Here is a 14213-nt window from a genome sequence, read left to right on the forward strand (position 1 = left end):
AGGGAGGAATGCGAAGTGACCGCGCATCCCCGTATCACGATGCGGGAACCCACTTGAAGTGATCACCATCGGACTGGATATGGCCGACGCCGGGGAACGGGAAGTGAGGCGCGAAGATGAGTTCCTTCGATGCGGCAAGCTTTTTCAGGGTCTGAATGCGGGTTTCCTCACCGATGGTTGCGTCCGTGTCGAACCCGAGCGGCCAATCGGGCCGGACAAGTGAAATGATCGAACTGTGAACGGTATCGCCGATGTCGAAGAGTTTCTCTTTGTCGGAAACCATCTCGTAGCCGACATGGCCGGGCGTGTGTCCTTTCAAACTGACGGAGGTAATGCCAGTGACGACCTCGGCACCCGGCTCGAAGGTCTTCACGTGCCCCTCGATTGTCTTGACGACGTCAGCGAGCTGATCGTTCGTCTTGGCAAAATCCCACTCGAGCGACGACATGCGGATGGTTGCCTTGGGAAAGGCAAGTTTGCCGTCCTTGAGGAGACCACCCACGTGGTCGGGGTGCGAGTGGGTGATCAGTACGTCGGTGACGTCCTCCGGCTTGAAGCCTGCCTGAGCGAGAGACTGTTGCAACGCACCGCCCACACCTGTGTCGATGAGGATCAATTTCTTAGGCTCCTCCACCAGCAGTGCGTCGACGCTGAGCGTAATAGTGTCCGTCGACGCACCCGCCGCCTTTAGGACGTCTCGGACCTCTTCAGGGCTGTGGCCGACACCGAATATCGTATTGTCGTTCGGCCTGACGAACTCTGCATCATGCAAGGCAACAATGACAAACGAGCCGAGTTTGAAGGATTTCGAACTCGGCTGCTGCTGTGGCATCTGGGCGAACGCGCCCGTTGCCAGTGCAGTGGCCAAGGCGAGGCAGACGGAGAAGGAAATTCTGGAGCCGTGCATGATTGCAATCCTTTCACGAAGTGCAGACAGCCCATCTTCATAGGCCTATATCGCATAGGCGGTCACATCGAATTCTCGTGAACACTAGAGCTGCGCCAAGCTCGGTCTTCTTCTGCAGTGGCCAGATGCTGCCCTCAATGATCACTGCACAGCATGCTCGTGCTTGAGAGTTGAACCATCAGAGCGCTGGGGCGCAAGCAGCAACGATGTATTTTTCCCGCCAAGGTCACATCTGGCTGGTTTTACGATGCAAGCGTCGCCCATCAAAGCTGATCGGCCCAGCTCAGGCTGCATGTCCAGTTAAAATCGCTTTGCGACCTGGTACTCATTCTCTTCCCAAGCGCGGAGTTCGCCGGCTTCGCAAGTGTAAATCTCGTCCGTCTCGTCCAGTCCAATGCCAATGCCATCGATGTTGGGATCGTCGAACGTGACGAGGATCCTCGATTTGGGGATTTTTCGATCCTGAAGGTCCTTCAGTATGAAGGCGAGACATTGAACGTTTTTCTTCGTGTTGCTGGTCTGAATGTGGCCCTCAATTTTGCGATTGACCTTCGAAAGCGGAAGCGTGTCTGCCCGAGCTGCCTCGGAAACAAGCATCGCCGGCAACACCAGAAAGCAGATCCATACCGAACACAATTTCATCATAGAGTTCCCCTCTGCAACCAGGTCAAATCTACCCGTCTGGCGCAGAACGTAGCGCTGATTATCGGGTCCGGATAGGCCGTACAACTGACCTTCTGATAGTTCAACTTCTCGCACCGCGACGCTTGGATCTTCCATTGTCGCTGGGCATTTCAAACGAACCTTCATTTGAACCTCAAGGAGGTCCGGTGTAGAGCCAATGTCCTGCCCTCTATCGGCAAATCCTCCGCGCCTACGGCGGGCCTTCAAGAGAGGAGAGTATTGGTGTGTTTGTCTGCTGATCTAACAAGTAGAATTGCTATATGGATCGCTGCAGCTAGCGACCTCAACCAATTGCAGTTGCTCGATTTTCTCTCTAACTTTCATTGGTGCAAAGGACGGCGGCAATGAGACTGTTAATCGTTGAGGACAATCACGAGCTGGCAGATTGGCTGGCGAGGGCGCTTGAACAGGCACGCTATACTGTCGATGCGGCCCTTGACGGCGAGGAGGCCGAGCATTTGCTCGCCATCGCGAATTACGCGGCTGTCATCCTCGATCTTTCCCTGCCCAAAATCGACGGCATGACGCTCCTCAGGCGCATTCGCCGTGCTGGCAACAAGACACCCGTGATTATCCTGACGGCCAATGCCTCGCTCGACGGACGCGTAGCGGGCCTCGACACAGGCGCCGATGATTATCTTGCCAAACCCTTCGAGCTTGCCGAACTGGAAGCGCGGTTGCGCGCCCTGATCCGGCGAGGGCATGATCTGGCCAATCCGGCAATCGCCGTGGGCGATCTCGTGCTTGATAGCGCCACCCGGCAATTCAGCCTGAACGGCGAGCCTTTGCAGCTTACACCGCGGGAACATTCCGTCCTGGAGTATTTGATTTTGAAAGCCGGGACGACGGTGACTAAGGCCGCGCTTCTGGAGAGTGTATTCGGCTTCGACGCCGAGACGGATCCGAGCGCCATCGAGATCTATGTGCACCGCGTGCGCAAGAAGCTCGAAGGCGGAACTGTCCAGATCGCAACACTTCGAGGCCTCGGATATATGCTGAGGGCACTTTGAAATGAGGTTTTTTCAGCCGCGGTGGCTTGTTGCAGGCCCATTTGCGCGCCTTCGCCACAGCCTTCGTGCCCAGCTATTCGCCTGGGTAACAGTAACGCTCGTCTGCGTACTCTGTCTCAACCTCTATGTCAGCCAGCGCCGTGCCGTCTTCACCGCAAACATTGTCACCGACAACATGCTGCTCGGTTCGGCGCGCATGATCGCAGAAGCGGTGCGCGTCGATCCAGGCGGCACGATCACGGTCGATATTCCCCCAGCTGCCCTCGAGATCTTCGGCACCGGCTATGGCGACCGCGTCTATTATCGGGTGACGACCCCGTGGGGAAATCTCGTTGCCGGCGATCCAGCGCTTGTGCAACCTGAAAAGCTCGCCACCGGCCAGGATATGCGGTTTCGCGACATGGATATCAGGGCGATGGCGATCAATCATCCGGTCGTCGGCCTTGGCAATGACGGCGTCGCGACGGTGACCGTGGCGGTGACGCTGAACAGTGAAGCCGCGCTAAGGCGGAGCCTCTGGATGTCCGATCTCACCAATCAGGTCGTCCTGGTCGTGGCTGCTGGCCTCGTCACCGTGCTGGGTCTGCGGCGTCTTCTAGGGCCGGTGCTGAGGCTCCGCGATGCCGTTCTGGCAAGTCGGCGCGAACGTCTTGAACCCTTCGATCCTGCTAGCGTGCAGACAGAGCTGCAACCGCTTGTGCACGCCCTCAATGATTACATGGGCAGGGTACAGAAGCAGATGGGAGCCCAGCGCCGTTTCGTCGCCAATGCGGCGCATCAGCTCAGAACACCTTTGACCCTACTTGCAACGCAGGCCGGTGTCGCGGCGCGTGAAATGAACGCAACCCGCCGCCACGAGGCGCTGCAGGCGCTGACGCACAGCACCCGGCAGGTATCTCGGCTCGCCGAACAACTTCTTACCCTCACGCGCGCCGAGCCGGGTAGTCGCGCCCCGCGCGCCGAACGCATCGACATGGCAGAGGTCGCGCGCAAGGTGCTCGAGGCCCATGCCGAGGAGGCACTGCGACGCGGCATCGACATCGGTCTTGAGGCGGACGGGCAGTCACCGGTGGTCGGCGACGGCACTATGCTGCGCGAGATGGTCGTCAATCTCGTCGATAACGCATTGCGCTACACGCCGGCGCCAGGCGAAATTACCGTCAGCGTAGCACGTGATAAAACGCATGTGGTTCTAACAGTCGACGATTCCGGTCCCGGCATCCCCGAAAACGAACGCAACCAGGTTTTCGAACGCTTCTATCGCATTATTGGAACGCGAGCTGAAGGCAGTGGGCTTGGTCTTGCCATCGTCCATGAAGTCGTGGACGGTGCCGGCGGCTCCATCGATCTCGGGACATCACCTAGCGGTGGCCTTGCCGTGACAGTCCGTTTGCCGTTGGCCTCATAGCAAAGAGGGGGCCTTTGGCCCCCTCGATAGCAGATTGATCAGCGAACGGGTTAATGTGTCTCAAGGCTTTGTTGCGGGCGCCACTTGGCAAGGCGTTTCTCGACGAGAGTCATCACGTATTCGGCCGCAAGCGTCACGACCATCACCAAAACGATGGCGGCGAACATACCGGCTGCGTCAAAGGTACCCTTGGCGATCGAGATCAGCTGGCCAATGCCGAAGCGCGCGCCGACGAACTCGCCGACGATCGCACCAATGATGGCGAAGCCGAAGGACACATGCAGGCTGGCAAAGATCCAGCTCATCGCCGAGGGGATGACGACGGCGCGAGTAACCTGCCAATCCGACGCACCGAGAATACGGGCATTGGCGATCATGTCGCGGTCGGCTTCACGCACCCCCTGGAAGGCGTTGGCGAAGACCACGAAAAACACCATTACGAAGGCGAGGGCTACCTTGGAAGCGAGGCCCAGTCCCATGATCATGATGAAGATCGGAGCAAGAACGACGCGTGGGATCGAATTGATCGCCTTGATGTAGACCGAGAAAATATCCGAGAGCATCGGGTTGCGCCCAAGCCCGACGCCGACCACGACGCCTGCGATCGAGCCGGTGAAGAAACCAATGAGAGCCTCTTCCATCGTCACCCCGAGATGATACCAAAGAGACCCTTCCGTGGTGCCTTGCGTCGCCCACTCATAAAGACGTTGCAAGACCCCCGAGGGACTTGAATAGAAGAAGGGATCAATCCAGCCGAAATCGGAAGAGAGTTCCCAAAGTCCGAGCGCTGCGACAAGGATCGCGATTTGCCAGAAAAAGACCGTCTGCTTGCGGCGCTTGATCGCCTTAATCGCAGCGCTCTCGATCTCCTTGTCTGATGTGCCCGGACGGAACGAAGTGGTAGCGGTCTCCATGGTGATGCCGGTCATAACGTCATCCTTTCTCACGCTGCTTCACTGGCGCGGCGATAGCTGGTCTCGACCTCCTGGCGCAGGTCGTCCCAGATGGTCTTGCAATAGTCGATGAATGCGTGCTCGTAGCGGATTTCCGAAACGACGCGGGGACGCGGCAGATCGATATGGTAGACGGATTTGACCGTCGCCGGGCCGGCTGTCAGCACATAGACCTTGTCGGCGAGCGCTACGGCCTCTTCGAGGTCATGTGTAACAAAGACCACCGACGCCTTGCGTTCTGCCCAGAGCTTCAGCAGTTCCTCGTGCATGACGGTGCGGGTCTGAACGTCGAGCGCGGAAAACGGCTCGTCCATCAAGAGGATCTCGGGCTCGTTGATGAAGGTCTGGGCAAGTGCTACGCGCTTGCGCATGCCGCCCGAAAGCTGGTGCGGGTAGTGATGCAGGAATTTCGACAGCCCGACGCGGGCAAGCCAGTCTTTGGCGGCCGCCTCTGCGGCGGCGCGCGATCGGCCGCGAAAAAGGGGGCCGGCCATGACGTTGTCGATGACATTCTTCCAGGGAAAGAGCGCATCTTTCTGGAAGGCGAAGCCGACGCGGGGATCGATGCCCTTCACAGGGCCACCCATCAGGCGCACTTCGCCGGCCGAGGGCCTGGCCAGACCAGTGACGAGGTTCAAGGTGGTGGATTTGCCGCAGCCGGTCGGACCGACCACCGCGACGAATTCGCCCCGCTCCACCGTCATGTTGAAGTCCTTAAGCGCCGTCAGCGTCTTGCCGGTCGGGGAAACGAAGCGTCGCGTGACATTGATGAGCTCGATGGCCGGCTCCTGGCCCTGATTTTTGGACATTGGGTCATCCTTTCGGCGGCGCCACTTGCGCTCGCAGACTATAGCTCCGAAGAATCCGCCCCCGCCCGGAGGCGGGAGCGGCCGGGAGGATTGGCTATTGGGCGTTCTTTACGAATTCGGTGGTATAGGTCTTTGACAGGTCGATCTGCTTGCCCTTGACGTTCTTGGAGAACTCCGAGAGTACGGCGAGGACCGTCTTTGGACCATCTTCCGGCATCACGCCGTCGGCCGTGAACATGCCCTTGCCCGCCTCGAGCGCCTTCACGTAGCCGTCCTTGTCACCGACATAAAAATCCTTCGGCATCTTCTCGGCGATCTCGGCGGCGGAATGGCTATTGATAAACTTCAAGGTCTTGACGAAGGCGTTTGCGAGCTTCTGCACCTCTTCCTTGTGCTCATCCACCCAGGCCGTCTCCATATAGAGAGAGGCGGCGGGATAGGTGCCTCCAAGGGCAGCACGTGTGGTCTCCACCGTGCGCAGATCCACGAGCACGCGGGCCTCACCAGTCTTCACGAGACGCGAGATGGTAGGCTCGGTCGTCATGCCGGCCTGGATCTGGTCCTGCTGCATGGCAGCAATGAATGTCGCCCCGGCACCCGCCGGCACAGTGACCATGTCGCCGCCGGAAAGGCCGGCCTTGGATGCCATGTAGAGGGTCAGGAAGTTTGTAGAGGAGCCGAGCCCCGTCACGCCGAGGTTCTTGCCCTTGAGGTCGGCAAGGCTTTTCACGTCGGGATACTTGTTGGAAACGACTTCCACTTCGCCCGGCGCCTGACTGAACTGGACGACAGACTGCACAAACTTGCCCTTGGCCTGAAGGTCGACACAGTGATCATAGAAGCCGACAACACCCTGCACCGCACCGGCGAGAAGCTGGTTTTCGGCGTCAACGCCCGCGGCCTCGTTGAGCAATTCGACATCGAGCCCTTCATCTTTGAAGTAGCCTAATGCTTCGGTCAGCTTGGCCGGCAGATAGATCTGCTTTTCGTAGCCGCCGACCATGATCGTGATTTTTTCGGATGCGCCAGCAAGTGAGGTGGTGGCAAGAAGCCCGGCAATGGCCAGAGCGGACATGGAAAAGGCGCGCACGAAATTGCGATGAAAACGCATGAGATCCTCCCTATTGAGCAGAGCACCGGCGTAACGCTCTCCAAACGCATATCTACCCGGTGCGTAGGAAACGGTTTAGCAGCCCGAGCTTTCAGTCAGCTTTCAGCGCCGCAGTATTTTCGTCGCTGGGTCGCTAAATAGGTCGCGGGCCCTGCCGGACATCGACTTTGCCAATGCGTTACCATTTGCGACGGACACCGTTCGGCCTTGGTTGTTACCTCTGCTCTTCGGTTTCGCACGCTGCCATCTGCCAAAGCTCATGAAAATGTTGAACCGGCCCATGACCGGAGCCCACGCTTAACGTGTCTGCCCGGGCAACGGCCAGCGCAAGGTAAGCCTTTGCATCCGCCACGGCCACCGGCAGCTCAGCACCCTTTGCAAGTTCAGCTGCAAGCGCACTCGAGAGTGTGCAGCCGGTACCATGCGTATTGGCCGTTGGTACCCGCCTCGCCTCGAACCAAGTCAACCCCGAGGCTGTCGCCAGGACGTCGGGGCTTGCGTTGCCAGACAGATGGCCACCTTTAACAAGCACCGCCTTAGGGCCCAAGACACGCAAGCTTTGCGCCTGCTCAGCCATTTCCGCGCGGGTCCCGGCCGTTGGTCCATTAAGGAGTGCTGCAGCTTCCGGAAGATTGGGGGTGAGCAGCGTCGCAAGCGGCAGCAGGCGCCGGGTGAGGACCTCAACCGCTGACAGATCGAGGAGGGCAGCCCCACCCTTGGCCACCATGACCGGATCGAGGACGATCGGGATATTTTGGTGAGGTTCGATCGCCCCAGCGACGGCCTCGGCAATTTCAGCGTTGGCGATCATGCCGATCTTGATCGCGTCAACACGTATATCGGCGAACACCGCTCTGATCTGGTCGGCAACGAAAGCCCCGGGAACCAGCTGCACGCCGGAAACACCCTGCGTGTTTTGCGCCGTCAATGCGGTCAGGACTGCCATGCCGTAGACGCCCCGAGCAGAGAATGCCTTCAAGTCGGCCTGAATTCCGGCGCCGCCCGAGGGATCGGAACCGGCAATGGAGAGGACGTTGCGGATCATCGATGAACCTTTCCGATGCTTTCAGCCAGGGCGCGGGTGGCCGCCTTTGGGTCAGGCATGCCGCAGATCGCGGAGACGACGGCAAGACCGTTTGCACCAGCCGCAAAGACATCCCCGACATGGTCCGCTTTCAAGCCACCGATCGCGACTGCGGGAACGGGGCAAATCCGCACCAGGCGAGCAAGTCCATCAAAACCGATAGGCAGCTTGTGGTCCGCCTTCGTCGGCGTTGCGAACACAGGGCCGACCCCGGCATAATCAACGATTGCCGGATCGATCGCCGCGGCCAAAGGCTCGGTCTCAACAGAAAGCCCAAGGACCATGTCGCGCCCAATTAGGGCGCGGGCAGTCAATGCATCCATATCTTCTTGTCCAATGTGCAGTCCATCGGCACCAATTGCGATCGCAGCCGCCACGTCGTCGTTGACGATGAGCCGTGCGCGGGTACCAGCCAAGGCTGCCTTGAGGACTCGCCCGGTCTCGATCATTCGGGCCGTGTCCGCACCCTTGTCCCGCAGTTGCACGACCGTCGCCCCGCCTGCGACCGCGGCACGCGCGGTCTCCACCATCCCGACGGCAGCACAAAGGTGAGGATCAAGGACGAGGTATAGAGAAAGATCGAGGTATCTCATGCAGCAAACACCCTGACATTGCGATCGAGCGCTAAGGCGTCGAGCGCAGCAAGCGCATCGAGAAACCGCCAAGAAAACGAGCCCGGGCCGTCCGCCCCATTGGCAGCAAACTCACCCGCGACAGCAAAGGTCGCAAGTGCCGCAACTGTCGCGTCAAACGGTTGCTCCGGCCGAACCGCCGCGAAGGCTCCTACAAGGCAGGTCAGGGAGCAGCCAAGCGCGGTTACCCGCGGCATCCATTCGCAACCACCCTCAACCCGGACCGCCCGTTCACCGTCGGTGACGAAATCAACGACGCCGGTCACCGCGACAGTCGCGCCGTGCACCCTTGCGAGCAGCCGTGCGGATTCTTCGGCCTGCTCGACGCCGTCGCGGCTATCCACACCCTGACCGCGGCTTACGCCGCCGGCAAGGGCAATGATTTCGGAGGCATTGCCGCGAATGATGGTGGGACCAAGTTCCAGCAGCCGATCCACAGCCGCACGACGAAAGCCGGTGGCGTAGTGGGCGACAGGATCGAGGACCCATGGTTTTCCCGACTGACCGGCAGCGACGGCCGCCGCTTCCATGCCGCGCAACCAGCCTGACGAAAGCGTACCGATGTTGATCGTCAGCGCGCCGGCGATTGCGGCAAATTCGCCAGCCTCCTCTTCTGCATGCACCATGGCGGGGGAAGCACCAGCCGCCAGAAGCACATTGGCCGCGATATTCATGGCGACGAAGTTGGTGATGCAATGGACGAGCGGCGGTTGCGCGCGCAGTTGGCTGAGCAACGTTCCAGGTGAGGCTTGATCTCGCATCGTGCGCCTTTCGAGCGGGGAGGAAAAACGCAGGGACCACCGAGGAGGCAGGGAGCCCGAGCGACTCCCTCCGCCGGCATTATCCGGTTCAGGTTCAAAGGGTGCTTCTCAGCCCCCCCAATTAGGAGGGCGCCCCTGTCTCTCATTGCCTTCTTGTCGCAGAGAAGCAGGCGCCTGTCATCCATTAAAATGGACGCCTCCAACGCGTTCCTGCTATAGACCCACGAGGGCTCGAGCAGTGAGCAGCTGAGCTACCGGCAAGGGGCACCATGCAAACTCCCTTCGCCTCAGGCTCCTTGATTTAGCTCTCGCCGGCGAACATTAACCGCTTTCTATCCGTCGAACGCATCAACTCAGCGCTGGGACGCAGCGCAAGCGCTAAGAGCGATCGCGAAAACGGCAATAAGACTGCGGAAGCAACGGATTCCGCCAAATTTTCAAAGTCGAGCCGGAAAACTACATAACTCAGAAGACTGCATAACGGGTTGCGCGGTCGGATGATCTTCAGACGCCGCTTTCCTTTACGGCTTCCATGGCCACGAAAGTCGACGTACTGGCAACGAAAGGAAGGCTCGAGATCTTCTCACCGAGCACCAACCGGTAATTGGCAATATCTGACGTGCGAATCTTCAAAAGGTAGTCGAAAGCACCGGCGATCATGTGGCACTCTTCCACCTCCTGCAGCTTGCGCGCGGCGATGTTGAAAGCCTTCAGCGCGTGCTCACGCGTGTCAGAGAGTTTTACCTCGGTGAATGCAACGTGATTCTTGCCCAGTTTTTTCACATCGACGATTGCGCGAAATCCAAGAATATAGCCATCTTCGATCAACCGCTTTAGTCTGACCTGGCAGGGCGTATTGGAAAGGCCCACTTTTTTGGCAAGGTCGGTGATCGACATGCGACCGTCGGCGACAAGCGCCTCGATGATCTTATGGTCGAACTGGTCAATTTCCCTGGCATTTGTTGCGATGCTCACCATATTCCCTCAAACGTCTACTATAATTAGGCGATTATAGTTCATTCGGCCCATTTTCAAGTGAAATCACCTTTCTGCGAACTGCTATGTTTTGTTCACAATCCCGACCTGGAGCAAAGACATGACAATCCCCCGCGATACGGTGGCGAATAAGACCGGTGACACGCAGCCTGGCGGGGTAAATCCGTTCGACGGGTTTGCACCGGCAGTCCGGCCGCAAAGCGATTTGCGGCGTGCCATTACGGCGGCTTACCGCACGCCGGAGACCGTCTGCGTCCCACATCTCCTTGAGGCCGCCACGCTTCCGGAGAAGGTCAGACTGGGTGCGGCAAACACCGCTCGCAAGCTAATTGAGGCGCTCCGCGCCAAACACAAGGGCACTGGCGTCGAAGGGCTTGTTCACGAATATTCCCTTTCAAGCCAGGAAGGCGTTGCACTCATGTGTCTCGCCGAAGCTTTGCTACGCATTCCCGATACGGCGACACGCGATGCCCTGATCCGCGACAAGATCGCTGAAGGGGATTGGAAGTCTCATCTCGGCGGTGGCCGCTCACTCTTCGTTAACGCAGCAACCTGGGGACTTGTGGTGACCGGCAAGCTCACCGCGACGGTCAATGATCGCAACCTCTCGGCAGCACTGACCCGCCTGATTGCACGATGCGGCGAGCCTGTCATCCGCCGCGGCGTCGACATGGCTATGCGCATGATGGGCGAGCAATTCGTCACGGGCGAGACAATCGATGAGGCGCTCCAGCGAGCAAAACCGCTGGAACAGCGCGGTTTCCGCTACTCCTATGACATGCTCGGCGAGGCAGCGACGACATCGGCAGACGCTGAGCGGTATTACAGGGATTATGAAGCTGCGATCCACGCTATCGGCAAAGCCTCCGACCGGCGTGGCATCTATGAAGGTCCAGGCATTTCGATCAAGCTTTCGGCCTTGCATCCCCGCTATTCAAGAGCTCAGAGCGCGCGCGTGATGGGCGAGCTGTTGCCGAAGGTCAAGGCACTTGCATTGATTGCCAAGTCCTATGACATCGGCCTCAACATCGATGCCGAGGAAGCCGATCGGCTTGAGCTGTCGCTGGATATCTTCGAGACGCTATGCCTCGATGAGGACCTTGCGGGCTGGAATGGTATGGGTTTCGTCGTCCAGGCCTACGGCAAGCGTTGCCCGTTCGTGCTCGATTTCATTATCGATCTTGCTCGCCGCGCCGGTCGCCGCATCATGGTTCGCCTCGTCAAGGGCGCCTACTGGGATGCCGAAATCAAACGCGCACAGCTCGATGGTCTAGAAGACTTCCCGGTCTTTACCCGCAAGATCTATACCGACGTTTCCTACATTGCCTGCGCCAAGAAGTTGCTGGCGGCGACCGACGCCGTCTTCCCCCAATTTGCGACCCACAACGCGCAGACGCTCGCCACCATCTACCACGCGGCTGGTTCGGACTATTATGTCGGCAAGTACGAGTTCCAGTGCCTGCACGGCATGGGAGAGCCGTTGTACGACGAGGTTGTCGGCCGACAGAACCTCAATCGTCCGTGCCGCATCTACGCTCCCGTCGGCACCCATGAAACCCTGCTTGCCTATCTAGTTCGCCGCCTTCTGGAAAACGGCGCCAACTCCTCCTTCGTCAATCGGATTGCCGACCCCAATGTCTCGGTCGACGAACTCGTTGCCGACCCTGTCGAGACAGTCGCCAAGATGCAGGTACCCGGCCAGAAGCATGACAAGATTGCGCTTCCCTCCGACCTGTACGGCCAGCGCCGCAACTCTGCCGGTCTTGATATCTCCAATGAGATCACCCTACAGGCGCTGACAGAAACACTGAAGGCGAGCGCCACGGTCCTGTGGACGGCCGCGCCAACCAGCCAAACCGCTGTAGCGCCAGCGGCCCGCGACGTCTTCAACCCGGCCGACCACCGAGACGTTGTCGGCACCGTGCGTGAAGCAACCGCAGAAGAGGCTGCGGCGGCCGCGGTGATCGCACTGAAGGCCGCGCCCTCCTGGGCATCGGCATCGCCGACTGAAAGGGCCGCACTGCTCGAACGCGCTGCCGACATCATGCAGGCAAAAATGGAAACCTTGCTCGGCCTCATTATCCGCGAAGCGGGCAAATCGCTGCTGAACGCGATCGCCGAGGTGCGCGAGGCCATTGACTTTCTACGCTACTATGCTGAGCAGACCCGCCGTACGCTGGGGCCATTGCATGCCCCACTCGGACCGATCGTCTGCATCAGTCCCTGGAACTTCCCGCTTGCAATTTTTACTGGGCAGGTCGCTGCGGCGCTTGTCGCCGGCAACCCGGTACTTGCCAAGCCAGCAGAAGAAACCCCGCTGATTGCCGCCGAGGCGGTTCGTATCCTTCATGAAGCTGGTATTCCCACCGACGTCGTACAGCTCGTTCCCGGGGACGGAAGGGTAGGGGCCGCCCTGGTCGCAGCGCCAGAAGCCGCCGCCGTTATGTTCACCGGCTCAACTGAGGTCGCCCGCCTCATCCAGGCAGAACTTGCAAAGCGCCTGTCGAAGGACAACAAACCAATCCCCTTGATTGCCGAAACCGGGGGGCAGAATGCCATGATCGTCGACTCGTCGGCGCTCGCCGAACAGGTCGTTGGTGACGTGATCGCCTCGGCCTTCGACAGCGCCGGACAGCGTTGCTCGGCGCTCCGCATCCTGTGCCTGCAGGAAGACGTCGCCGATCGCACCCTATCCATGTTGAAGGGCGCGCTGCGCGAGCTTTCGATCGCCAATACCAACCGGTTGGCTTCCGACATTGGCCCGGTGATCACCACTGAAGCCAAGAATATCATCGAGGCCCACGTGGCCGTCATGGCCAGCGCCGGCTGCGCGATCGAGCGCGTTGACTTGCCGGAGGCGACCAAGAACGGAACCTTCGTGGCACCGACCATCATCGAGATCAACAGCATCTCGGAGCTCAAGCGCGAGGTTTTCGGCCCCGTTCTGCACGTCATCCGGTGGCGACGCCAGGACCTCAGCCGCCTGATCGACGAAATTAATGCGACCGGTTACGGCCTCACCTTCGGCCTCCACACGCGCCTCGACGAAACGATCGCGAATGTCACGTCACAGGTGAAGGCTGGCAACCTCTACGTAAACCGCAATATCATCGGCGCCGTTGTCGGGGTCCAACCCTTCGGCGGCCGTGGTTTGTCCGGCACCGGTCCCAAGGCGGGCGGACCGCTTTATCTTGGGCGGTTGGTCACGAGGCCGCCGATTCCGCCGCAGCATAGCTCCGTCTACAGCGACCCTGCTCTTTCCGACTTTGCGAAATGGCTGGATCAGCAGGGCCTTCCTGAGGATGCGGAAATGGCGCGCCATCTCGGCAGCCAGTCTGCACTGGGGCTAGAAGTCGAACTGCCAGGCCCCGTCGGCGAACGCAATCTCTATGCGCTTCATTCCCGCGGCGCGATCCTCTGCGCTCCGGCGTCGCGAACCGGCCTCATTCGCCAGGTCTCCGCAGTGCTCGCCACCGGAAACAGCGCTGTCATTGATGGCGAAGACAGCCTTCGCTCGATGCTGAAAGGCGTTCCCGCCAGTGTCGCCCAGCGCATTTCCTGGCAGGCGGCATCCACGGCGCCAAAGGCAGGCGCATTGATCGAAGGCAACGCCGACCGCGTCTTAGCGATGCTGGCAAAAGTCGCCGCGTTGCCGGGCCCGCTGCTACTTACTCAGTGCGCCTCAAGCGAAGAGCTCGAGGCCAATCCGGATGCTTACTGCCTCAACTGGCTTCTGGAGGAAGTGTCGACCTCCATCAACACCGCGGCAGCGGGCGGAAATGCCAGCCTGATGTCAATAGGATAGGCGCAAGCGTCACCTTGTTTCAGCCGGCACCGTCGTCTGGCTTTCACAGGCAA

General features: G+C 59.7%; 12 protein-coding genes and 1 riboswitch. Of the genes, 3 read left to right on the forward strand and 9 right to left on the reverse strand.

Annotated elements, in window-relative coordinates; all coding sequences use genetic code 11:
* Positions 1-34 precede the first annotated feature (34 nt).
* A complete protein-coding gene (locus BN77_RS26990) occupies positions 35-907 on the reverse strand; it encodes an MBL fold metallo-hydrolase (protein WP_007538184.1) in 873 nt (290 codons plus the stop codon).
* Positions 908-1207: 300 nt separating this feature from the next.
* Entirely contained in the window at positions 1208-1552 is a 345-nt protein-coding gene (locus tag BN77_RS26995; protein ID WP_007538186.1) for a hypothetical protein, read from the reverse strand.
* Between the two features lie 383 nt (positions 1553-1935).
* On the opposite strand from BN77_RS26995, the gene BN77_RS27000 reads away from it, so the two are divergent.
* On the forward strand, positions 1936-2601 hold the full coding sequence (locus BN77_RS27000) for a response regulator (protein ID WP_007538187.1): 666 nt from the start codon (positions 1936-1938) through the stop codon (positions 2599-2601).
* 1 nt (position 2602) lies between these two features.
* Positions 2603-4009, forward strand: a complete 1407-nt coding sequence (locus BN77_RS27005) for a sensor histidine kinase (protein ID WP_007538189.1) — start codon at positions 2603-2605, stop codon at positions 4007-4009.
* Between the two features lie 50 nt (positions 4010-4059).
* Here BN77_RS27005 and BN77_RS27010 read toward each other — a convergent pair whose 3' ends face one another.
* From BN77_RS27010 to BN77_RS27040, 7 genes are all read right to left on the reverse strand, one after another.
* Positions 4060-4938, reverse strand: a complete 879-nt coding sequence (locus tag BN77_RS27010) for an ABC transporter permease (protein ID WP_040678836.1) — start codon at positions 4936-4938, stop codon at positions 4060-4062.
* A gap of 14 nt (positions 4939-4952) precedes the next feature.
* Entirely contained in the window at positions 4953-5771 is an 819-nt protein-coding gene (locus BN77_RS27015; RefSeq protein ID WP_007538193.1) for an ABC transporter ATP-binding protein, read from the reverse strand.
* Between the two features lie 94 nt (positions 5772-5865).
* Entirely contained in the window at positions 5866-6882 is a 1017-nt protein-coding gene (locus BN77_RS27020; protein ID WP_007538195.1) for an ABC transporter substrate-binding protein, read from the reverse strand.
* 214 nt (positions 6883-7096) lie between these two features.
* On the reverse strand, positions 7097-7927 hold the full coding sequence (thiD, locus tag BN77_RS27025; RefSeq protein WP_007538197.1) for a bifunctional hydroxymethylpyrimidine kinase/phosphomethylpyrimidine kinase: 831 nt from the start codon (positions 7925-7927) through the stop codon (positions 7097-7099).
* Positions 7924-8559, reverse strand: coding sequence for a thiamine phosphate synthase (gene thiE, locus BN77_RS27030; RefSeq protein ID WP_007538198.1), 636 nt, complete (start codon positions 8557-8559; stop codon positions 7924-7926). Before thiE ends, thiD begins: the two co-directional genes overlap by 4 nt.
* On the reverse strand, positions 8556-9359 hold the full coding sequence (gene thiM, locus BN77_RS27035; protein WP_007538200.1) for a hydroxyethylthiazole kinase: 804 nt from the start codon (positions 9357-9359) through the stop codon (positions 8556-8558). Before thiM ends, thiE begins: the two co-directional genes overlap by 4 nt.
* Positions 9360-9407: 48 nt before the next feature.
* Positions 9408-9506, reverse strand: a riboswitch (TPP riboswitch).
* A gap of 357 nt (positions 9507-9863) precedes the next feature.
* Complete coding sequence (locus tag BN77_RS27040) at positions 9864-10337, reverse strand: Lrp/AsnC family transcriptional regulator (protein ID WP_007538203.1); 474 nt, start codon at positions 10335-10337, stop codon at positions 9864-9866.
* A gap of 118 nt (positions 10338-10455) precedes the next feature.
* On the opposite strand from BN77_RS27040, the gene putA reads away from it, so the two are divergent.
* A complete protein-coding gene (gene putA, locus BN77_RS27045; protein WP_007538205.1) occupies positions 10456-14160 on the forward strand; it encodes a trifunctional transcriptional regulator/proline dehydrogenase/L-glutamate gamma-semialdehyde dehydrogenase in 3705 nt (1234 codons plus the stop codon).
* Positions 14161-14213: the final 53 nt, after the last annotated feature.

The organism is Rhizobium mesoamericanum STM3625 (assembly GCF_000312665.1).
Classification (GTDB): Bacteria; Pseudomonadota; Alphaproteobacteria; order Rhizobiales; family Rhizobiaceae; genus Rhizobium; species Rhizobium mesoamericanum.

Excerpts from the sequence above, each read along its gene's own strand:
- BN77_RS27015 (WP_007538193.1), bottom strand. The coding sequence starts at position 5,771 with ATGTCCAAAAATCAGGGCCAGGAGCCGGCCATCGAGCTCATCAATGTC.
- BN77_RS27040 (WP_007538203.1), bottom strand. The coding sequence starts at position 10,337 with ATGGTGAGCATCGCAACAAATGCCAGGGAAATTGACCAGTTCGACCAT.
- BN77_RS26995 (WP_007538186.1), bottom strand. The coding sequence starts at position 1,552 with ATGATGAAATTGTGTTCGGTATGGATCTGCTTTCTGGTGTTGCCGGCG.
- BN77_RS27020 (WP_007538195.1), bottom strand. The coding sequence starts at position 6,882 with ATGCGTTTTCATCGCAATTTCGTGCGCGCCTTTTCCATGTCCGCTCTG.
- BN77_RS27000 (WP_007538187.1), top strand. The coding sequence starts at position 1,936 with ATGAGACTGTTAATCGTTGAGGACAATCACGAGCTGGCAGATTGGCTG.
- BN77_RS26990 (WP_007538184.1), bottom strand. The coding sequence starts at position 907 with ATGCACGGCTCCAGAATTTCCTTCTCCGTCTGCCTCGCCTTGGCCACT.
- thiM (WP_007538200.1), bottom strand. The coding sequence starts at position 9,359 with ATGCGAGATCAAGCCTCACCTGGAACGTTGCTCAGCCAACTGCGCGCG.
- putA (WP_007538205.1), top strand. The coding sequence starts at position 10,456 with ATGACAATCCCCCGCGATACGGTGGCGAATAAGACCGGTGACACGCAG.
- BN77_RS27010 (WP_040678836.1), bottom strand. The coding sequence starts at position 4,938 with ATGACCGGCATCACCATGGAGACCGCTACCACTTCGTTCCGTCCGGGC.
- thiE (WP_007538198.1), bottom strand. The coding sequence starts at position 8,559 with ATGAGATACCTCGATCTTTCTCTATACCTCGTCCTTGATCCTCACCTT.
- BN77_RS27005 (WP_007538189.1), top strand. The coding sequence starts at position 2,603 with ATGAGGTTTTTTCAGCCGCGGTGGCTTGTTGCAGGCCCATTTGCGCGC.
- thiD (WP_007538197.1), bottom strand. The coding sequence starts at position 7,927 with ATGATCCGCAACGTCCTCTCCATTGCCGGTTCCGATCCCTCGGGCGGC.